The sequence below is a fragment of the Xanthomonas sp. NCPPB 3200 genome, assembly GCF_056393585.1.
In genome coordinates this window covers 2,427,664-2,446,386 of the sequence record NZ_CM150785.1, presented here as the reverse complement: position 1 = coordinate 2,446,386, position 18,723 = coordinate 2,427,664, and the positions used below count along the sequence as shown (strand labels likewise).

General features: G+C 64.4%; 20 protein-coding genes. 12 read left to right on the top strand and 8 right to left on the bottom strand.

Going from position 1 to position 18,723, the window contains the following annotated elements:
- Positions 1–85 precede the first annotated feature (85 nt).
- Together AC06DU_RS10640 and AC06DU_RS10635 are read left to right on the top strand one after the other, a co-directional pair.
- The gene (locus AC06DU_RS10640) at positions 86–751 is read left to right on the top strand and encodes a bestrophin family protein (RefSeq protein WP_478204336.1); all 666 of its coding nucleotides are present in this window, start codon (positions 86–88) and stop codon (positions 749–751) included.
- Between the two features lie 14 nt (positions 752–765).
- Positions 766–1,680, top strand: coding sequence for a universal stress protein (locus AC06DU_RS10635; RefSeq protein ID WP_166771315.1), 915 nt, complete (start codon positions 766–768; stop codon positions 1,678–1,680).
- A 308-nt stretch (positions 1,681–1,988) separates the two neighbouring features.
- On the opposite strand, the gene AC06DU_RS10630 is transcribed toward AC06DU_RS10635, so the two are convergent.
- A complete protein-coding gene (locus tag AC06DU_RS10630) occupies positions 1,989–2,864 on the bottom strand; it encodes a LysR family transcriptional regulator (protein ID WP_166771314.1) in 876 nt (291 codons plus the stop codon).
- A 142-nt stretch (positions 2,865–3,006) separates the two neighbouring features.
- On the opposite strand from AC06DU_RS10630, the gene AC06DU_RS10625 reads away from it, so the two are divergent.
- Together AC06DU_RS10625 and AC06DU_RS10620 are read left to right on the top strand one after the other, a co-directional pair.
- A complete protein-coding gene (locus AC06DU_RS10625) occupies positions 3,007–3,876 on the top strand; it encodes an NmrA family NAD(P)-binding protein (RefSeq protein WP_166771313.1) in 870 nt (289 codons plus the stop codon).
- A gap of 81 nt (positions 3,877–3,957) precedes the next feature.
- Entirely contained in the window at positions 3,958–4,455 is a 498-nt protein-coding gene (locus tag AC06DU_RS10620; protein ID WP_243849355.1) for a GNAT family N-acetyltransferase, read from the top strand.
- A gap of 141 nt (positions 4,456–4,596) precedes the next feature.
- On the opposite strand, the gene AC06DU_RS10615 is transcribed toward AC06DU_RS10620, so the two are convergent.
- The gene (locus tag AC06DU_RS10615; RefSeq protein WP_166771386.1) at positions 4,597–4,902 is read right to left on the bottom strand and encodes a hypothetical protein; all 306 of its coding nucleotides are present in this window, start codon (positions 4,900–4,902) and stop codon (positions 4,597–4,599) included.
- A 613-nt stretch (positions 4,903–5,515) separates the two neighbouring features.
- On the opposite strand from AC06DU_RS10615, the gene AC06DU_RS10610 reads away from it, so the two are divergent.
- Positions 5,516–7,774 carry a methyl-accepting chemotaxis protein gene (locus AC06DU_RS10610; RefSeq protein ID WP_102256747.1) on the top strand — a complete coding sequence of 753 codons (2,259 nt, stop codon included), beginning with the start codon at positions 5,516–5,518 and terminating at the stop codon, positions 7,772–7,774.
- A gap of 244 nt (positions 7,775–8,018) precedes the next feature.
- The gene (locus AC06DU_RS10605; RefSeq protein WP_024939953.1) at positions 8,019–8,294 is read left to right on the top strand and encodes a hypothetical protein; all 276 of its coding nucleotides are present in this window, start codon (positions 8,019–8,021) and stop codon (positions 8,292–8,294) included.
- Here AC06DU_RS10605 and AC06DU_RS10600 read toward each other — a convergent pair.
- Both AC06DU_RS10600 and AC06DU_RS10595 read right to left on the bottom strand, forming a co-directional pair.
- Positions 8,275–8,577: a hypothetical protein gene (locus tag AC06DU_RS10600; protein WP_184611968.1), complete on the bottom strand. Its 303-nt coding sequence runs from the start codon at positions 8,575–8,577 to the stop codon at positions 8,275–8,277. The two genes, AC06DU_RS10605 and AC06DU_RS10600, sit on opposite strands and share 20 nt — an antisense overlap.
- A gap of 53 nt (positions 8,578–8,630) precedes the next feature.
- Complete coding sequence (locus tag AC06DU_RS10595) at positions 8,631–9,659, bottom strand: Gfo/Idh/MocA family protein (RefSeq protein WP_184611970.1); 1,029 nt, start codon at positions 9,657–9,659, stop codon at positions 8,631–8,633.
- A 454-nt stretch (positions 9,660–10,113) separates the two neighbouring features.
- On the opposite strand from AC06DU_RS10595, the gene AC06DU_RS10590 reads away from it, so the two are divergent.
- The 5 genes from AC06DU_RS10590 to AC06DU_RS10570 all read left to right on the top strand — a co-directional run bounded on the left by AC06DU_RS10590 (position 10,114) and on the right by AC06DU_RS10570 (position 13,697).
- The gene (locus AC06DU_RS10590; protein WP_478204334.1) at positions 10,114–11,109 is read left to right on the top strand and encodes an acyl-CoA dehydrogenase family protein; all 996 of its coding nucleotides are present in this window, start codon (positions 10,114–10,116) and stop codon (positions 11,107–11,109) included.
- Positions 11,097–11,858 carry a PIG-L deacetylase family protein gene (locus tag AC06DU_RS10585; RefSeq protein ID WP_081008623.1) on the top strand — a complete coding sequence of 254 codons (762 nt, stop codon included), beginning with the start codon at positions 11,097–11,099 and terminating at the stop codon, positions 11,856–11,858. The genes AC06DU_RS10590 and AC06DU_RS10585 overlap by 13 nt, the downstream gene beginning before the upstream one ends.
- On the top strand, positions 11,855–12,451 hold the full coding sequence (locus tag AC06DU_RS10580) for a class I SAM-dependent DNA methyltransferase (protein WP_054592699.1): 597 nt from the start codon (positions 11,855–11,857) through the stop codon (positions 12,449–12,451). Before AC06DU_RS10585 ends, AC06DU_RS10580 begins: the two co-directional genes overlap by 4 nt.
- Positions 12,448–13,134, top strand: coding sequence for a glycosyltransferase family 2 protein (locus AC06DU_RS10575; RefSeq protein WP_054592698.1), 687 nt, complete (start codon positions 12,448–12,450; stop codon positions 13,132–13,134). Before AC06DU_RS10580 ends, AC06DU_RS10575 begins: the two co-directional genes overlap by 4 nt.
- A 344-nt stretch (positions 13,135–13,478) precedes the next feature.
- A complete protein-coding gene (locus AC06DU_RS10570) occupies positions 13,479–13,697 on the top strand; it encodes a hypothetical protein (RefSeq protein WP_478204332.1) in 219 nt (72 codons plus the stop codon).
- Positions 13,698–13,718: 21 nt separating this feature from the next.
- Here AC06DU_RS10570 and AC06DU_RS10565 read toward each other — a convergent pair whose 3' ends face one another.
- The gene (locus AC06DU_RS10565) at positions 13,719–14,999 is read right to left on the bottom strand and encodes a two-component system sensor histidine kinase NtrB (RefSeq protein ID WP_054592697.1); all 1,281 of its coding nucleotides are present in this window, start codon (positions 14,997–14,999) and stop codon (positions 13,719–13,721) included.
- A 50-nt stretch (positions 15,000–15,049) separates the two neighbouring features.
- On the opposite strand from AC06DU_RS10565, the gene AC06DU_RS10560 reads away from it, so the two are divergent.
- The gene (locus tag AC06DU_RS10560; RefSeq protein WP_372358761.1) at positions 15,050–15,442 is read left to right on the top strand and encodes a response regulator; all 393 of its coding nucleotides are present in this window, start codon (positions 15,050–15,052) and stop codon (positions 15,440–15,442) included.
- Positions 15,443–15,736: 294 nt separating this feature from the next.
- On the opposite strand, the gene AC06DU_RS10555 is transcribed toward AC06DU_RS10560, so the two are convergent.
- The 3 genes from AC06DU_RS10555 to AC06DU_RS10545 form a co-directional block, all read right to left on the bottom strand.
- Positions 15,737–16,423, bottom strand: a complete 687-nt coding sequence (locus AC06DU_RS10555) for a thermonuclease family protein (protein WP_478204411.1) — start codon at positions 16,421–16,423, stop codon at positions 15,737–15,739.
- 413 nt (positions 16,424–16,836) lie between these two features.
- Positions 16,837–18,162, bottom strand: coding sequence for a PQQ-dependent sugar dehydrogenase (locus tag AC06DU_RS10550; RefSeq protein ID WP_435004123.1), 1,326 nt, complete (start codon positions 18,160–18,162; stop codon positions 16,837–16,839).
- Entirely contained in the window at positions 18,159–18,575 is a 417-nt protein-coding gene (locus AC06DU_RS10545) for a hypothetical protein (RefSeq protein WP_054592712.1), read from the bottom strand. Before AC06DU_RS10545 ends, AC06DU_RS10550 begins: the two co-directional genes overlap by 4 nt.
- Between the last annotated feature and the right edge of the window lie 148 nt (positions 18,576–18,723).

Genomic DNA, 18,723 nt, shown 5'->3' with positions numbered 1-18,723 from the left:
CGGCTGTATTTCTCACGAATCCCTGCCGACCCTCAATGCGGCCTATGGCCGCTGGTGGGAAGCGCGCCAACTCTGGGGCGCGCTGGTGAACACCTCGCGCGCCATCGCACGCCAGGCCCTGACCGCTCTGGATGTGGACCCGGCCGACCCGCGCCAGGCTGCACTGCGCGACGATATCGTGGTGCACCAGGTCGCCTTCGTGCACGCCTTGCGCTGTCACCTGCGCCGGCAGAACCCGTTCCCCGAGCTGGCCGGGCTGCTCGGCCAGGCACGCGCCGACGACCTGCGCGGCTACGCCAACATCCCCAACGCGCTGACCCTGCGGCTGGGCCAGCAACTGCAGCAGGCGCGCGACTGGGGCATGCTTGACAGCCTGCGCTGGTCGTCGCTGGACGCCAACCTCACCACGCTGGCCAATATCCAGGGCGCCTGCGAACGCATCAAGAACACCCCGCTGCCGCGGCAGTTCTCCTCGCTGCCGCGCACGCTGGTGAACATGTATTGCTGGCTGGTGCCGCTGGGCCTGATCGCCGGCATGGGCCTGGCCATGCCGATCGCCTCGGTGCTGATCAGCTTCACCCTGATCGCCATCGACAGCGCCAGCAGCGCCATCGAAGACCCGTTCGAGAACACCGTGCACGACACCCCGATGACCGCACTGTCGCGCGGCATCGAACTCACCCTGCGCGAAATGCTGGGTCAGCGCGTACCGCTGCGCGAAGTGCGCGCCATCGACGGTTTCATCTACTGACCACGGAGCCAGCCATGCAGACCACCCCCACCCACCTGATCTTTGCCACCAATTTTTCCGAGACCTGCCATGCCGCCATCCCGACCGTGGCGCAACTGGTGGACCGCCTGCGCGCACGCCTGACCATCCTGCACGTGCACGCCAAGGGCAAGCGTGCGCAGGCCCAGCAGTCGCTGGATGCGTTCTTTGCCGAGGCTTCAAACTACCCGGGCTGCGAGCGTGCACTTGCCGGCGGCCCCGCCGCCGCCGGCATCGTCTCGTTCTGCCGCAGCCGCGACGACGCGCTGCTGATCATGCCGCCGTCCGAGCGCACCGGCCTGCCGCGCCCGCTGCATGTGTCGTTGCGCGCGCGGGTGCTGCAACGCGTGGCCACGCCCATGCTCACCCTGCCCTATGCCGACGCGATCCCGCGCGATGGCGCTGTCGGCGGCCACGTCGCCTGCTGGATCACCGGCCGCGAAACCAGCCTGGAATCGCTGCGCGATGCCGCGGCCCTGGCGCGTCGCCGCGGCGCCGACCTGCATCTGCTGCACGTCGTGCCGGAAGTCAGCGAAGGCCTGCTGGTGGACAGCCTGTTCAACGACAAGCCGCTGAGCGAAGACGCGGCTGCCAGCTGGCTCGGCGACCTGGTCCAGCAACTGCCCGACGAGGACCTGCGCGTGCGCATCCACGTGGCCGTCGGCAATCCGCGGCGCGAGATCGCCGGCCTGCTCAAACGCGCCTGCGCCGATGTGCTGGTGGTCGAACACGACGCCGTCGTCCGCCGCGGCGTCTGGCGCTCCTCGCTGCAGTCGGCACTGGCAAAGACGCCATGCGTGCTGATCTGCCTGCCGCCACCCCATCTACGCCGCCCGATCCTGGGCGCTGGTAGCGACCACGCCGATGCCGCGCCCGGCCGCAGCCTGGCCAGGCGGTTATTGCGCGTGTGAGGCAACCGAGTGCTCGGCGAGCGGCTGGCTGGGCATCTGCAGTCGTCAGCTGTGCAAGGGAGGGCTTGCCTCATCGCGGCATGCATCTCTGAGCGCAGGGCGGTTCTACCGACGTCATGACGCGGCGGCGCGTGCCCGCACCGGCGTGTTCGAGGACGCGCAACCGCGCCTGCCATCCATGTGTTGATCGGTTTATCGATCAGCGCTTTCGCAGCGTTGTCTGCATCTCGGTGGTGGATCTTTCCAGGCGATAACACGTCCATGCTGGCCGGCGCGCAGGCTGGCGCGCACAAGCTGGATGCAGCGCCCTACCCCTTGAGCACAAGCGAGGCGTCCGGATACCTCTCGCACATGAAGTCCACGAAGGCGCGCACCTTCGGGGCAGCCAGGCGCCTGGACGTGTGCAACACCCACAGCGCCGGCTCCGCGCCAGCGATGGTGCCCCACTGCACCAGTTCGCTACGCGCGAGCTGGTTCCAGGCGATCGACTGCGGAATGAGCGCGACGCCACCGCCTGCCATCGCCGCGTCGCGGACCATCAGGAACGAGGAAAACCGCAGTCGTGGAATGGGTTCCAGGACCAGACGTCCGTCATCGAGCGTCCATGTGGTCGGCTGGAAGCTCGACATCACCACAGCGGGCATGGATGTGACCGCGCCGCCGGTCGGCATGGCGATGCCGGGGGCGGCCACGACCACCAGCCGATCTTTGGCGAAGCAGCGCCCGACCAGGCTGCTGTCCGGGCTGGGGTTGATCCGGATCGCCACATCGAACTGCTCTTCCACCAGATCGACCGTGCGGTCCTCGGCCACCACCTCCAGCGTGATTTCCGGATAGGCGGCGCAGAACTCTGCGCCGATGCGCCCCATCGCCAGTTGCGAGAAGAGCACCGGCGATGCCACCCGCAAGCGTCCGCGCGGGCTCGAGAGCCCCTCGCGTGCGGCTGCCATGGCCTCGGCCACCTCGCTCAACGGCACCTCGGTGCGCTCCATCAGCAGCTGCCCGGCATCGGTGAGCCTGAGGCCACGTGCGCTGCGCTCGACCAGTCGCACTCCCAACTGCTCCTCCAGCTCGGCGATGCGACGCGACAGGGTCGCCTTGGATCTACCGCTGGCACGGCTCGCCTTTCCCAGGCCCTGGTTCGCCGCGACCAGCGCGAAATCGATCAATGCATTGAGATCCATGGTGTTCCACATTTGAAACCCGGCGTCTACATTTTTGCGTCTTCGTATTGTGGATGCAACGGCCTATCGTCTCGTCACCGCAACGCCATGCGCAGCGGACATGTCGCACTGACGCCTCTTCCATCCATAGCAGGAGATTCACATGAGCATTCTCGTTACCGGTGCCACCGGCACCATCGGTTCTCTGATCACCCAGGGCCTGGCCGACGCAGGCGCCAAGGTCAAGGCACTGGTTCGGCAACCCGGCAAGCGCACTTTCCCGGCCGGTGTCACCGAAGTGGTCGCAGACCTCACCGACGTCGCGTCGATGCGCGGCGCGTTGTCGTCGGTGCGCACATTGTTCCTGTTGAATGCGGTCACTCCCGACGAAGTGACGCAGGCGCTGATCGCCTTGAATCTTGCCAAGGAGGCAGGGATCGAGCGCATCGTGTACCTGTCGGTGATCCATGCCGACAGGTTCACCAACGTGCCGCACTTCACCGGCAAGCACACGGTCGAGCGCATGATCGAAAGCCTCGATATTGCTCCCACGATTCTGCGCCCGGCGTATTTCATGCAGAACGAGGCGATGATCCAGCAGACGATTCAACAGTACGCCGTCTACCCGATGCCGATCGGCTCGGTAGGTGTGGCCATGATCGATGCGCGCGACATTGCCGACATCGCGGTTGCCGAGTTGCTGCGCCGCGACCGCGCACCCGCCGCACTTGAGCGTGTCACGCTCGAACTGGTCGGCCCGCATGCAGTGACGGGCCCCTCCGCCGCGAAGGTCTGGAGTGCGGCGCTTGGGCGCGAGATCGCCTATGCGGGCGATGACGTGGCTGCCTTCGAAGCGCAGATGGCCGCCTACGGCCCCTCCTGGCTGGCCTATGACATGCGCCTGATGATGGCCGGCATCCAGACCCACGGCATGCGGGCGGCCGACGGCACGGTGGAAAAACTGCAGGCCATGCTGGGGCGTCCACTGCGCACCTATGCAGACTTCGTGCGCGAGGCGACAGCCCGGGCCTGAGCGCAGGTGGTACGGCAGGCGTGGCGGTCACGGGGCAGGATGTCATGCCGCTGCATGGCATCTGCGCGTCTGAGGCAGACTATGCAGATGGACACGATTCGGCCGTATCAACCTCGGGACTTCGACGCCTGCATGGCGCTCTTCGATGCGAATGTGCCGGTGTTCTTCAGCGCCGGTGAACGTGCCGACTTCGCCAGCTTCCTGAGCCATCACGCCGCGGCGTGGCACTACCAGCTACTGGAGCGCGGCAACGCTGTCGCTGGCGCCGCCGGCTACGCGATCGGCGCCGATGGCACCACGGCGAGCTTGTGCTGGGGCATGGTCCACCCGCGTCTGCACCGTTGCGGCGTGGGGACGCAGTTGCTCCTGGCCCGGCTTGAAGCATTGCGCCAGATGCCGGATGTCCGGCGTGTCCTGTTGGATACCAGTCAACATACCCGGCTGTTCTACGCCCGCTTCGGCTTTGTGGTGCAGCAAGTGACGGTGGATGGCTATGCGCCCGGACTGGAGCGCTGGGATATGGCGCTCGATCTGTCGTGCTGCGTGCCACGTGCAGGTAGCGTTGGAGCCGTGCAGTAGCGATGTTGTTCACGGCATACGGATGCCCGGCGGTCGTGCAGACAAGCAGCCTCGCCGTACCACCGCTATTTCGGGCTGGTCACCAAGTACCCGCGACCGAACACGACTCTCTGAGCACTTCTTACTGCTGAAGCAACACGCTTATCGCGCTGCGTCCTTGTTCACCTGGGCACGCGCGAGCACGCTGGCCGATACCAGCAGATCCGGCAGTTCCTGGCGGAAGGCCTCGGCTTGCCCGGCCTGCAAGATCCCGTGAAAGCTTGCGTTGTCGAATACCGGCCTGCCCTGCATGAAGAAGCCATCGCGGCCTTGCACGACGAAATGGAAACACGCCTGCCAGCGCGGATCCGGGCTGGCCGACAACTGCACTACCACCTCGCTGCCGGCAGATGCGGTGCTTGCCGGGGTGACCGTGATCGTTCGCGCGGTGATCTGACTGCTGTTCATGCCGACCATGATCACGCTTGGGACGTGGTGGCGGAGTGAGCCGGTGATGGCACCACATGACATCCGGAGCGGAAGCGCCGACTGACCAACGTATCGAGATACCGGCCAGTGCGCATGCCTGACACCAGCGACGATGGTGCCAACCGTTGCAACCGCACTGGTACCTTTCTTCCGACGTGCCGGCAACCTTGCCGACGTCCTTGCAAGTTCGCCTTTGCCGACACTGCGTGCAGACACAAGATGCCGGCCAGGCGACGCAGCGGCAGATCGATGCGCATCGCGCCAGCAACGCTTGCGCTGGACGCTGCATCGCGCGCCGCCGACGACGGAATGATCAGATGGGTCATTCATGCAGCGGCTGCCTGTCAATCGGCACAGACCAGACATCAAGAGCAGCGCGGATGCGAGCAACGTCTTCAGTATCGTGCTGACGTCGTCGCGCTGCCAGTCGGTTTTTTCCTGACCGGCGTGAATAAAAACGCACCCTAAATACGAGCCGGGATGATTGGTTCAAGTTTCCGATTTTTGCGTCGTTATCACGTTGCCGAGGCATTCACGCGAACATCACGCGACCTGCCGCCGGTGCCACCCACTGGACATCAGGACGACCCGCATGACCGCCTATTTGCAACGCTATAACGTCGGGCGCCGTCTCGGCGTCGCCTTCGGCATCCTGATTCTGTTGTCGAGCCTGCTGGTGGCAACCGGCCTGGTCACCATGGCGAAAGCACGACAGCAATTCGATTTCATCGTGCTTGACCGCATGGCCAAGATCCAGATCGGCAACGGCATGCTGGATGCCAACTCATCGATCCTGATCGCGCTGGGCACCTATGCCATGGCCACCAGCGACGAACTCAACAACGAAGCGCTGGCCACCATCAAGGCGCAGCGCCAGCGCTACAACGACCTGCGGGCCAAGCTCGATACGCTGCCCAGCTCCGAGGAAGGTCGCAAGATTCGCGCCGAGATGGACGCGCGACGCGCCATCTCGGGCAAGATCAACGACCAGGTCATGGCGCTTGCCGCTCAAAACGACAACGCGCCTGCGCAAGCCTTGCTCAGCGAAAAGGCACGCCCGGCGACGATGGCGTGGCAGGACAAGATCCGCGAACTGGTGACCCGTCAGGAAGGCCAGAGCCAGCAAGCCTATGCCGATGCGGTGGCGTCGATGAATCGCGGCAAGCTGCTGATCATCTTCGGTGGCATTGCCGTGGTGGTGATCAGCAGCCTGCTCGCCTGGCTCATCACCCGCAGCCTGACCCAGCCGCTTGCACGCGCCACCAACGCCGCAGAGGCGATTGCCAACGGCCAGCTGGACAACGACGTGGAAAGCGACGCCAAGGATGAAACCGGCCGCCTGTTGCGTGCCATGCGTGGCATGCAGAAGCAGTTGCAATCCTTGCTCGACGCGCAGAGCGACATGGCCAGGCGACACGATGATGGCCAGACCAGTTTCCGCATCGATGCTGCGGCGTTTCCTGGCGACTACGGCCGCATGGCCAAGGACACCAATACGCTGGTGGCGTCGCATCTGGCGGTGCAGACCAACCTGGCACGCATCATGGGGCGCTACGCCATCGGCGACCTCAGCGAGAGCATGGACCGCCTGCCCGGCGAGAAGGCGGTGCTGACGCAGACCATGGACGAGGTAAAGGCCAACCTTTCTGCGATGAACCGCGAGATCAAGCAGCTGGCGCAATCCGCAGCCAACGGCGACTTCAGCGCACGCGGCGATGCCGAGCGTTTCCAGTACGACTTCCATGTGATGGTCGATAGCCTCAACCAGTTGATGGCCACTGCCGACGGCAACCTGCAATCGCTGTCGTCGCTGCTGCAGTCCATCGCCGCAGGCGACCTCACCGCGCGGATGACCGGCGACTTCAAGGGCGTGTTCGCGCAGATGCGTGATGATGCCAACGCCACTGCCGCGCAGCTGGCCGAGATTGTCGGCCGTATCCAGCACTCGGCCGTGTCGATCAATTCTGCCGCCAGCGAAATCGCTGCCGGCAATCAGGACCTGTCGCAGCGTACCGAACAGCAGGCCGCCAACCTGGAAGAAACCGCCGCGTCGATGGAAGAGCTGACCTCCACCGTGCGCCAGAATGCCGAACACGCCCGTCAGGCCAATCAACTGGCGATCGGTGCGGCAGGCGTGGCATCGCAGGGCGGCGAGATCGTGAGCAAGGTGGTGGGCACCATGGCCGGTATCGAGGCCTCGTCCAAGAAGATTGCCGACATCATCTCCGTCATCGACGGGATCTCGTTCCAGACCAACATCCTGGCCTTGAATGCGGCGGTGGAAGCGGCACGTGCCGGCGAACAGGGCCGCGGCTTTGCGGTGGTGGCATCGGAAGTGCGCACGCTGGCCCAGCGCTCCACCGCTGCGGCGAAGGAGATCAAGAGCCTGATCGACGATTCGGTCGAGCGGGTCGCCGAAGGCTCGACCTTGGTGCATACCGCAGGCGCCACGATGGCCGAGATCGTAGCCAGCGTGCAGCGCGTGACCGACATCATGGGCGAGATTTCCGCGGCGTCGCAGGAACAGTCGGCCGGTATCGAGCAGGTCAATACCACCGTGACGCAGATGGACGAAACCACGCAGCAGAACGCCGCACTGGTGGAAGAAGCCACCGCCGCCGCACGCTCGATGGAAGAGCAGGCCGTGCAGCTGACGCAGGCGGTATCGGTGTTCAAGATCAGCGAGGGCAGCACGCGCACCACGCGGCCGGCACCGCCGGTTGCGGCCAAGCTCAGCGAGATTGCCGGCCGGCCCGCCGCCGTCAAAAGCTTGCCACGCCAGGCACCTGCAGCGAAACGCGCAGTGGCTGCAGGCACCTCGCACGATGCAAGCGACTGGCAGGAGTTCTGATTTGCGGCATCGCAAACGGCCCGGCTCGTCCGGGCCGTCTGCGTTTGAGCGCTGAGCGCATCTGCAACCGACCCATGCGCCAAAGCGCTCCATTACCGCAGGTGCGAGCACGTGCACGAGGCCTTCACCCGCCCGGCCTATGCTGCGCCGGGCTGGACCGCACGCGGCGCTCTGTTGCGCTGAATATCGATCGCCGTTGTCGTCCATGCCCCCGGAAGATCATAGACATCGCAAGGGAGACTGTATGAAGAAGCTGCACACGCTTATGGCTGTCGGTTGCCTGCTGGGTCTGAGTTCGCCTGCATTTGCCGAGATCGCCAATCTGACCAATAGCGCCGATGGCGCCAATCGCGACGCGGGTATCGCGGCGGTAAAGCAGAAATTGCAGGACGCCTGCAAGTCGCGCAACGGTACCGTGGATCTCGATTCGTTCGAGGTGGTGTTCGAGAGGACCAGCAAGAACCCGGACGTCCCAAAGCCCTATTATGTGGACGCGAAAATCAAATGCGATCTGCCCTAAGCGCGGCGAACAAAATGCGCCTGGCAGTGCCGGAGCGCGTCCATCGCGCATTGAGCACATAGATCACCACAAGGCCCCGCAGACGCGGGGCTTTGTTTTTGCTGCGGCCGGCCCTGCGCGTCGGGCGGCGCTTGAAGAGCGTCGATCCCTTCCTGTTGTGAAAAACCGCATTGCTGCGCGCTACGCGTTGATCGTCGCTCGCCTGCGCAGCTTGGCAGACAGGCGGGCTCGCATCAGCTGCAATACCTGCTGCATTGGCGATGCGGCGGTGAACAGGGTGCATGATCGTACGCCGCTTCTGCCAACGCGCCTTGGCTGCTGCAGACGCCCCGCCCGCTACCCCAGCTGTGCCCGCGCCGCATCCAGGGTGGTCATGATCTGGATCACTTCATCCAGCGGATGGAGTGGAGATTCCTTGCGCCCTTCCCCGATGTAACGCGCCGCGGCTGTCGCTTGCCACGACAGGCCCGCGTAGCCGCTGATCCCGGTCGGATCCATCCACACTGCGGGCATGCCGGCGTGGTCGTTGCCGACCAGGCTCAGCGTGGTCGGATTGTGGAATTCGCCGGCAAGGTCGATGCGTCCCTGGCTGCCGGTGACATAGGCGGTGGAACTGCTGCGGGCCACGATGGAACTGATCAGCGTGGATTGCGCGGTGCCGCCATGCGACAGCACCATGGTCGAGAAGGCATCCACGCCGGTGTCGGTCAGCGCGCCGGTGGTCGTGATCGCGGTCGGTGCGCCCAGGATCATCGAAGAGAACTGCACCGCATACACGCCCAGGTCCAGCAGCGCGCCGCCGCCGAGCGCAGGATTGCGCTGGCGGTGCGTCGCATCGTCAGGGCCGCGTTGGCTCAGATCGGCGAACACATGGCGAAGCTCGCCCAACGCGCCATCGGCCAGCAGTTTCCGCAGCACCGAGGTATGCGGCAGGTAGCGGCTCCACATGGCTTCCATCAGGAACAGACCGCGCTGCCGCGCCTCCTGCACCAGCACGCGCGCATCGTCGGCGCAGGTGGTCATGGGCTTTTCGATCAACACATGTTTGCCCGCGCGCAGCGCCAGCAAGCCCTGCTGCAGATGTTCGCTGTGCGGGGTGGCGATATAGACGATGTCGACATCGTGGTCTTCGACCAGCGCCTCGTAGCTGTCATAGGCGCGCTGCATCGCCCAGGTGCTCGCAAAGGCCTCGGCACGCGCACGCGTGCGCGAGGCCACTGCAAATGGTCGTTGCCCGGTATGGCGGCGCAGCGCGCTCACGAACGCCGAGGCGATCGCTCCAGGCCCCAGCACTCCCCACCGCAACGCGGGCTCGCCACGCTGCGGCAGGAACAGCTCGGGCTCGGGAAACACTGTGGGCGTCATGCGCTTGGCCTCCTGGATAGCATGTGCGCGCATCCTAGCAAAGCGGGAGCAGCGTTCCCGGTGTGCCGGCCTGCGCAGCGCCATCGTGCGGTGGGAGAAACCGATCACGGCAGGCGCAACGTGCAGCGTCCTCTGTCGCCTGGCCGAAGACATGCCTGCAATCCACGTGCAGACGTTCCGGCGCATCGGCATGGCTGCAAAAGGCGATGCGGCCGTCGGGCCGCACCAGGATCGACGCGCCGGCATGCACCGTCCAATCGGCGGTGGGCGCAGCGCCATCCAGATCCGAGAATGCGCTCGCGTCGTCGGGCTGCGGCAGGGCCGCGGCTGCCTTCTGAATATCGATTTGCGCAGCAAGTTGCAGTGGTTTCCTTGCGCTTCTGTTCGCTTCTCACGTCGAGAACCGTTGTCACGCGTCACACCCCTTGCACCGTGCGCTGCTTAGCGTGGCCCGATGAGCGCACGTATTTCATCGCACACCCTTGCCTTTGCATCGCACACGGACTCAGCCCGCACCGACGGACTCAAGCAGTCGATTGCGGACAAGTGGCTACACATACATCCGACGCTGCCACTTCCCGGGCGTGGTCGCACCCTGGGGCGCTGGCAGACGCTTGCCGATATCGCGGCAGACGACCTGTGCGCGGCCAAGTTCCTGGAAGCGCATTACGACGCGCAAGCCATCTGTGCCGATCTGGGGGTGGACCTCATCACGCCGACCCAGCGTTGGGCGGTGTGGGCGGCCGAGCCGCCCGGCTCGGATATGCGTTTTTCCGGACAAGTGCTCAACGGCACCAAGGCGTGGTGTTCGGGTGCGGCGCAAGTGACGCATGCGCTGGTAACGACGCGCCATGCAGGCGCCAGTTGCCTGTTTGCCGTGGCGCTGGATCAGCCCGGCATTCAGATCGACAACAGTGCGTGGCAGGCAGTCGGCATGCAAGGCATCGAGACGGCCAATGTTCGCTTCTCCGATACGCCAGCGCGGCAGATTGGCGCAGGTGATGCGTACCTGACCCGACCTGGATTCTGGCACGGCGGTGCCGGCATCGCCGCGTGCTGGTTCGGCGCCACCGTTGCGGTTGCCGATGTGCTGCGTGCCTCTGCGCGTGTGAGCAAGGATCCGCATGCCGCCGCGCATCTGGGCGCCATCGATACAGGCCTGGCATCTGCAGCTGCGTTGTTGCGTCAGCTGGCAACGCGCATCGACGCGCAGCCGGAACAGGCACATCTGCGTGGCGTCCTGCAGGTACGCAGTGTGGTCGAAGCGGTGGCGCGCGACGCGCTGGATCGGGTCGCGCGTGCGTTGGGGCCAGGCCCGCTGTGCGGCAACCGCGCACATGCGCAGCGTTGCGCCGACCTGTCGGTGTTTATTCGGCAGCATCACGCAGAACGCGACCTGCAGGCCCTGGGCGAGTTATGCCAACAGGAGACATTGCCTTGGAAGATCTAGCCGGGCAGCCCATCGAGGGCACAGGCACGCCGGAAACAGCATGGCGCTACGCGCCGTACCTGAGCGAGCTGCCACGCGTCACGCTGTCGCAACTGATGCAAGGTAGCCAGCGCCTGGTGGTGGTGGCACCGCACCCGGACGACGAGGTGCTTGGATGTGGCGGGTTGATTGCCGCCGCGCGTGCCGCAGGCGTACCGGTGTTGATCGTCGCGCTGACCGATGGGGAGCAGGCCTACCCCGACGAACCCGGCTGGCAGCCACAGGTGCTGGGCCCGGCGCGGCGCCTGGAACTGGATGCCGCCGTGCAGCAGTTGGGTGTAGTGCCTGGCGCATTGACCCATCTCGCACTGGGCGATGGCGCGCTGGCGGCATGCGAAGCGCGCATGGCACAGGCCCTCGGTGATCTGATCACTGCGCAGGACACGGTGCTGGTGACCTGGGAGCGCGATGGCCATCCGGATCATGAGGCGGCGTCGCGCGCGACCCATGTCGCGTGCAAGGCGCAGTCGGCGCGGCGTCTGCAATATCCGGTCTGGGCGTGGCATTGGTCGCGTCCGGAAGACGGGGTATTTGCCGATGGCACTGCCGTGCGCTTCGATCTATCGCCTGCGGTGCTGAGTGCCAAGCAGCGCGCCATTGCGTGCTTTGCCACCCAGTTGGGCCACTGCACGCCACCCGTTGCAGAGCCGATTCTGCCGCCGCCGGTGCTGGAGCGCTTTGCGCGGCCGTTCGAGGTCTTCATCCGATGACCGCGCTGAGCGTTGAGCACTTTGAGCAGATGTACGCCGATGCAGACCCGTTCGGTTATCGCTCGCGCTGGTACGAGCAGCGCAAACGCGACATCCTGCTCGGTGCCCTGCCCTATCCGAGGTTCGCGCGTGGCTGGGAATTTGGCTGTTCCAATGGCGAGCTAACCGCGCAGCTGGCGCAGCGCTGTGACACGCTGCTGGCGACGGATCTGTCGCAGCAGGCGGTCGAGCTGGCGAGCGTGCGGCTGCAGGCACTGCCTGCGGTCACGCTGCAGCAGGCGGCGCATCCGTCGGATTGGCCGGAGGGGCTGTTCGACCTGATCGTCTTCAGTGAGGTGGGTTATTACCTGGACGCCGCGGCTTTCGAAAAAACCGTGGCGTTGTTCGCCCGCTCGCTCACCGCCAACGGCTGCCTTGTGGCATGTCACTGGCGGCACGACTTCGATGGCGCGTTGCGCAGCGCCGAGCAGGTCCACAGCGCGCTGAACCAGGTATTGGCGATGGACACGCTGTGCTGCTACCAGGATGCGGACTTCGTGTTGCAGGCCTGGATGTCCGGGCCGTCGATTGCGCAACAGGAGCAGCTGCGATGATCGCGGTCACCATTCCGGCGCATAACGAAGCGGATCTGATCGGCAAGTGCCTGCAGTCCATTCTGGTGGCAGCCGCGCACCCGCATTTGGCGGGAGAGCGCGTGGAAATCCATGTCGCGCTCGACCGCTGCAGCGACGGCACCGGCGCAATTGCACGCGCGCACGGCGCAAGAACCGTCACTACCGCAGGTGGTGTCGGCATTGCGCGTGCAGCGGCGGCATCGGCCGCGATTGCGCGCGGGGCACGCTGGCTTGCGTTTACCGATGCCGACACCTGCGTGCCGCCGGACTGGCTTTCGGCACAGCTCGATTGCGCGGCGGATGTGTTCTGCGGCGTGGTGGAGGTGACCGACTGGCACGATTTCCGTCCCGAAACACGGCAGGCCTTCCTGGCCAAGGAAATCCGCCGCGATGGGCATCCGCATGTGCATGGCGCCAATCTCGGCATGAGTGTGGCTGCGTACGTGGCCGCCGGTGGTTTTTCTGCGCTCAAGTGCAGCGAAGACGTGGCGCTGGTTTCGGCGCTAGAGCGCGCAGGCATGCAGATTGCCCGCCTGGTCAAGCCGGTCGTCAATACCAGCGCTCGCCGCATCGCCCGCGCGAGCGGCGGATTCAGCGATCATCTGGCCCGCCTGGAAATGGCCGTCCTGGCTGGCGAGCCGGTACTGGAGAGTCAGGTCTAGCCATCGTGTACATCGTCAGATGTGTCCAGCAACAAGCAGACGTGGTGATGGCCGATGCTGGAGACGATCGCCCGTGGAAACATCGCAGATAACCCCGTGACTGCCGTTGCCCGATCGTTTCGGCGCGACAAGCAATCGCGACATTGAAGCCCGCATTTATTTGCATAAGCGGGCTGTGCATAAACCACCGCGATTGTGCTCTTCCGATTCCAGGCTACCTGCAGATCATTATCCGCGCTGCTTGCAAATCGAAAACATAGCGATCAAGGTGCAATTGCTCCTCGACTTAATGCAATCGCTTCACGCCGGCCATTACCGCTACCGAGGTCATGATGGACTCCACGATGTTCCGGCAGATTGGTCGTTATCGATTGACTGCACATACGGTTCCGTTGGAGGGCGTCTTCTTCCCGGAGATTCTGGTGTCGTTCGACGATGGGATCACCTTGTATGGGCACAGGCGCGAGATGCGATTCGACACGCAACTTGCCGCGCACCACTATGCCAGACAATGGATGGGCAGATGCACCGTGACGCCGCTAGGTATTCTCGAGAGTATCTAGGCGTCGCCGGCATCTCTGATGTCAGCAACCAGTCGGCTCCGCCGCCGGGAAGCCAAGCGTGAAACAGGCGCCCTGCCCTGGCATCGACTGCACTTCAATATAGCCGTCGGCCTGCCTGACCGCCCCATCCACTTGTGCCAAGCCCAGCCCGGTGCCCTTGCCTGCCGGTTTGGTGGTGAAGTAGGCGTCGAACAGCTGATCGCGGATCTCCGGTGCAATGCCGCTGCCATTGTCCTGGACAGAGAGGGTGACATAATCGCCGGCGCGACGACCGGCAGCATCCACATCTGCTAGCGTCCGCGTCGCCACCGTGATGCAGACCCTGCCAGGCACCGCGCAGACATCGCGCGCATTGATCACCAGGTTCAACAAGGCCCGTTCCAGCGTGTGTGGATCCGCCAGTACGGCACTGTCGCAAGTCGTGGTCTCCCACTCGACCAATACCGCAGCGCCTGCCGCCTGTTGAAGCAGGGGCAGCAGGCGCGCGACTAGCGCATTGAGCTCGACGCGTTCGGGAGCATAAGGATGCTTGCGCGCGAAGCCCAGCAGGCGTTGCGCCATGACCGAGCCCTGCTGCAGAGCGGTCTCTGCCATGCGCAAAATCTTCTGATCCGCTTCGCCAAGGGCGCCGCGCGACTGAACCACATCGATGGCAGCGCCCGCAGTTTGCAGCACGTTGTTCAGGTCGTGAACGACACCGGCCAACAGTTGCCCCACAGCCTCACCCTCCTGCGCTCGCTCGGCCACGCGCTCGGCCAGGCGCTGCGCGGCACGTGCAATATCCAGCTCGACCTCAATGCTTGGAGACTGCGCCTCTGCACGTACTTGGTCGTGCGTCGCCGCTGCAGCAGGCTCAACGTGATGGATTGCAGACTCGGTGCGGGCCTGCAGCGTCTGGTTGAGCGTGCGTAGTGCCAGTTGCGACTGCCGGCGTTCGGTGATGTCGCGATTGACCGCCAGCACCCCCTCGATCTTGCCATCCGCGTTACGCAGCGGGCTTGTCGACACCAACCAGCTCTGGAGCTGCCCGTCTGCATTCGTACATTCGGTCTCGAACTGCTGCGACTCGCCGCGCTCGGCAGCGGCGAGCGCCTGCCGCACGCGCGGCCTGAATCGCTTCGGCCATAACGACACCCAGGGCAGACCCACCACAGAGGCGGCATCGACAAACGCCACACGCGCCAGACCATGCGCGTTGACGAACCTGACGCGTCCGTCCAAGGCAATTTCCTTGATGGAATCCAGTGACAGCTCGACGACCTGTCGGTAGCGATGGTCGGGGAAGTCCTGCGTGCTGTTCATGGTTCTCAAATCGATCACGTGTTTTTCGCGTGGGAAACGTAGTGTGATGCATGCATCCTCAGAAAACCTGCTTTATGGGCTCTACAAACGAAAAACTGATTCTTGTCGTCGAGGACGATGCTGACACGCTCGAGTTGGCCACGCTGCTGCTGACCGAGAGCGGTTATGCGGTCGTCACCGCAACCGATGCGCAGGGCGCGCTGGAGCATATCGATAAGCACCCGGCGATCGCGCTGGTCTTTACCGATCTGCAGATGCCGGGGCTATTGGATGGATACGGCCTGATTTCGTATCTGCGCGCGGATGGCAACAATCTGCCGGCGATCCTGACATCGGGTCTGGGGCATTCCCCCAATGGATTACCCAGCCGGACGACGTTTTTAAGCAAGCCCTACACACGCCGCAGCCTGGTGCAGAATATCGAGGCATTTGTCGGGCATTAGAGCGGCCAACAGAACTACTGCGCGGCCGTCAGGCGGGTGCGCCCGGTGCTCGGAATCGGCATCACTCCTACGCTTGGGGTTCAGAGTCCCTCGTCCATAGCACCGACGAACGTTGGCTATGTTTTGTCAGCCGCTCTTGGCGTGGCGGTCAGCACGCAGCTCACAGCTTGCGGCGCATGTGCATGTTTCAGGTGTGGTGATTGCGCCGCGCTGGGTTGGTTGACCAAAACACCCAGCAGGATCGACAGGCGTCGCGATCAGCTGCTCGACGCTGGATCGCACACATTCCAGCCATCAGCGCGCCGCGCGTCGCCAGCCTGCATTGATTGCTTCCTGGCTTGTGCAGAAAAAACGCTCGCCCTTGGCAGGTGAGATGCTGGTCCGCGTGTAATCGCGTTGCCCGGGCATATGGAAGATCTTGCTGCCCTTGCTGGAAATATTGCCCTTGATGGCGCAGTGCGCAGGCGTTTGCGTCTGCACTGCGGCCTGAGCCCGCTGTGCCGATTGCCTGCGCTTGCTGCGTCGGTAATCAGCAGGCATCTGAAAGCTGCCGGCCCAGAGGTTGCGCCGTTGTTGCTGCGCGTTGCGCTCGTCGGCAACGAACGCGGTGGCGTACTCGCGGTAGGCCACCGCCCAACCGGCTTGCACCATCCAGCGGTTGATCGACTGCCCCTGCACATAGCACTCGGCCACGATCCGTCCATAGCGATCGGTGTCCTTGGGTTGGCAGCGAACCGTCTTGTCGAGCAGGTAGCCATCCAGTGCGGCAGCGGAACGTCGGCCGCAAGGCCATGCGCTGCCAGCGTTGCTGGTGCATTGCTGCGCGCTTTCCGGTGCATCGATACCCCACAGGCGGACACGTTTCTGCGCGATAGTGATGGTGTCGCCATCGGTCACGGTTGCCCGGCCGACCAACTCCGCTGCGATAAGAGGTGAAGCGAAGAGCGCCACGACAACAACCACCGAACATCTGAACAACATCAACAACAAGCCTCGGGTGATCGGCAGAGCGTGGTCCGTCTGTTCTTGCCTTGGTGATTGCGTCTAGCCGATTGGCTCACCAGAGGTCCATCGCACTGATGCCTGCGTCGTCCAGGTCGACGCGGGGCCGGCACTGTATGTCAACGGGACGGCGATGCCTATCCCTTGTGCTGGTCCGCCAAGACGATGCTGCGCTCGGTATTCATCGACGCACATTCCTGACGGCTGCATTGAAGGCCGATCGATCGCGGTGCTGATAGACGGCCAACAGAGGCTCGTGCCTTGAAGACCGGCGCCTCTGAAAAGTTGGGTTGTTCCCGGTAAGGCCTACATGTAGCCCTGCCCCGCACCCCGGCGCAGGTAACACATCAAATACTGCCCGGTTCTTTGCAGAACCGGGTAGACAAGCAGGCTTACTGTGCAGCCGCTTGCGGAGCGACAGGCGCCGCATCCGGCGTCACTCGCCAGATCGTATTGGCCAGGTCGTCCGCGACGATCAATGCACCACGTGGATCGAGCGTGACACCGACCGGGCGGCCGCGGGTCAGGCCATCGTCGCCATGGAAACCGGAGACGAAGTCGATCGGGTCGCCCGCCGGGCGGCCATCGCGGAACGGCACGAACACCACCTTGTAGCCCACTGGCGGGTCGCGATTCCAGCTGCCGTGCTCACCGACGAACACACCGTCGGCAAACTGCGTTCCCATCGTGGCCGCCGAAAACGCGACACCAAGTGCGGCGACATGCGAGCCCAGCGCGTAGTCGGGCACGATGGCCGAGGCGACCTTCTGCGGATCCTGCGGCATGACCCGCGTGTCCACGTTCTTGCCCCAGTAGCTGTAGGGCCAGCCGTAGAAGCCGCCTTCACGTACCGAGGTGAGGTAGTCGGGCACCAGATTCGGGCCGATCTCGTCGCGCTCGTTGACTACCGCCCACAGTGCGCCACTGCCGGGCTGGATCGCCAATGCCGTGGGATTGCGCAGCCCGGTGGCATAGCTCTTGTGGGCGCCGGTTGCCGGATCCACCTGCCAGACCTGGGCGCGGTCGACTTCGGCAATCATGCCGCGCTCGGTGATGTTGCTGTTGGAGCCGATCGCAACATACAGATAGCGTCCATCGGCACTGGCGGTCAGGGCCTTGGTCCAGTGATGGTTGATGGCCGACGGCAAGTCGGTGACCTTGCTGGGCGCAGCGCTGGCCTTGGTCTGCCCTTGCTGATAATCAAAACGCACCAGCGCGTCCTGATTTGCCACGTACAGCGCGTTGCCGATCAGCGCCAGGCCATACGGCGCATTGAGCTTGTCGGCAAATACGGTCTTCAGTTCGTAGGTGCCGTCGCCATCGGCGTCGCGCAGCAGCGTCAGCCGGTTGCCGCTCTTGACCGAGGTGTTGCCCTTGGCCTTGATCGCACCTGCAATCACGTCCTTGGGCTTGAGGTTGGGTGCATTGCCGCCGCGGCCTTCGGCGACCAGGATGTCGCCATTGGGCAATACCAGCGTCTGGCGTGGGATGCCCAGACCGGTGGCGATTGCAGTGATGCGGTAACCCGCGGGCACGGTGGGCTTGCGCTCGCCCCAGGCTGCCGGCTCGGCGATGGTCATGTCGGGCAGCAGGCCGCGATCCGGCGCAGGCAGCTCGGGACTGGCGCCGTGTTGCTTGAGCTCGGGCGCCTTGCCGCAGGAAGCGAGTGCGGCGGCGAGAATGGAAACCGACAGGACGGTAACGATATGACGCTTCATCGGGCACCTCCCACGCGCAGGCTGGATAGCCCCGCCCAGGTTGCAACGAGCGCGAATGCGGTCGCAATCGCAGAAAACACCAGTGCCGCCGGCATGATGGCCCAGGCATCGCGTGCATGATGCAGGGCGTCGAAGAAGCCGACAATCCATGCGGCACCGAGCGCAATTACATAGATCAGGTTGCGGCTTCCGCGAACGAAGCCGACGATCGCGCACAGCAAGGCGATGGTGGTCAATACCATCGCGCCGATCAGCAGCCACGCAGCAAAGTTGGCCCACTGGATCTGATGACTGCTCCAGTAAGCGTAGTCGCTCAGCAAGGCACCGAGAAACAGCGGCCACACACCGCCGAGCACGGCTGCATGGAACGGATGGATGGCCCAGGATCGGGCGGGCATGGCAGTTGAATTCATGGCGGACTCATTGGGCGCGTTGGTGAAACGTGCCCCGATGCTGCCAGCTGCCACGTGATGAGCGCGGTGATGCTGGGTCTTCTTTGCGCGATGGGCTGCACGGACAAGCATCGGGACCCCAAACCACTCATCCTGCCGAGCGACCGCT

Bases quoted from the DNA above. Each gene is read 5' to 3' on its own strand.
- AC06DU_RS10635 (WP_166771315.1), top strand. From the start codon at position 766: ATGCAGACCACCCCCACCCACCTGATCTTTGCCACCAATTTTTCCGAG.
- AC06DU_RS10630 (WP_166771314.1), bottom strand. From the start codon at position 2,864: ATGGATCTCAATGCATTGATCGATTTCGCGCTGGTCGCGGCGAACCAG.
- AC06DU_RS10625 (WP_166771313.1), top strand. From the start codon at position 3,007: ATGAGCATTCTCGTTACCGGTGCCACCGGCACCATCGGTTCTCTGATC.
- AC06DU_RS10620 (WP_243849355.1), top strand. From the start codon at position 3,958: ATGCAGATGGACACGATTCGGCCGTATCAACCTCGGGACTTCGACGCC.
- AC06DU_RS10615 (WP_166771386.1), bottom strand. From the start codon at position 4,902: ATGAACAGCAGTCAGATCACCGCGCGAACGATCACGGTCACCCCGGCA.
- AC06DU_RS10610 (WP_102256747.1), top strand. From the start codon at position 5,516: ATGACCGCCTATTTGCAACGCTATAACGTCGGGCGCCGTCTCGGCGTC.
- AC06DU_RS10605 (WP_024939953.1), top strand. From the start codon at position 8,019: ATGAAGAAGCTGCACACGCTTATGGCTGTCGGTTGCCTGCTGGGTCTG.
- AC06DU_RS10600 (WP_184611968.1), bottom strand. From the start codon at position 8,577: ATGCACCCTGTTCACCGCCGCATCGCCAATGCAGCAGGTATTGCAGCT.
- AC06DU_RS10595 (WP_184611970.1), bottom strand. From the start codon at position 9,659: ATGACGCCCACAGTGTTTCCCGAGCCCGAGCTGTTCCTGCCGCAGCGT.
- AC06DU_RS10590 (WP_478204334.1), top strand. From the start codon at position 10,114: ATGAGCGCACGTATTTCATCGCACACCCTTGCCTTTGCATCGCACACG.
- AC06DU_RS10580 (WP_054592699.1), top strand. From the start codon at position 11,855: ATGACCGCGCTGAGCGTTGAGCACTTTGAGCAGATGTACGCCGATGCA.
- AC06DU_RS10575 (WP_054592698.1), top strand. From the start codon at position 12,448: ATGATCGCGGTCACCATTCCGGCGCATAACGAAGCGGATCTGATCGGC.
- AC06DU_RS10570 (WP_478204332.1), top strand. From the start codon at position 13,479: ATGTTCCGGCAGATTGGTCGTTATCGATTGACTGCACATACGGTTCCG.
- AC06DU_RS10565 (WP_054592697.1), bottom strand. From the start codon at position 14,999: ATGAACAGCACGCAGGACTTCCCCGACCATCGCTACCGACAGGTCGTC.
- AC06DU_RS10560 (WP_372358761.1), top strand. From the start codon at position 15,050: ATGCATCCTCAGAAAACCTGCTTTATGGGCTCTACAAACGAAAAACTG.
- AC06DU_RS10555 (WP_478204411.1), bottom strand. From the start codon at position 16,423: ATGTTGTTCAGATGTTCGGTGGTTGTTGTCGTGGCGCTCTTCGCTTCA.
- AC06DU_RS10550 (WP_435004123.1), bottom strand. From the start codon at position 18,162: ATGAAGCGTCATATCGTTACCGTCCTGTCGGTTTCCATTCTCGCCGCC.
- AC06DU_RS10545 (WP_054592712.1), bottom strand. From the start codon at position 18,575: ATGAATTCAACTGCCATGCCCGCCCGATCCTGGGCCATCCATCCGTTC.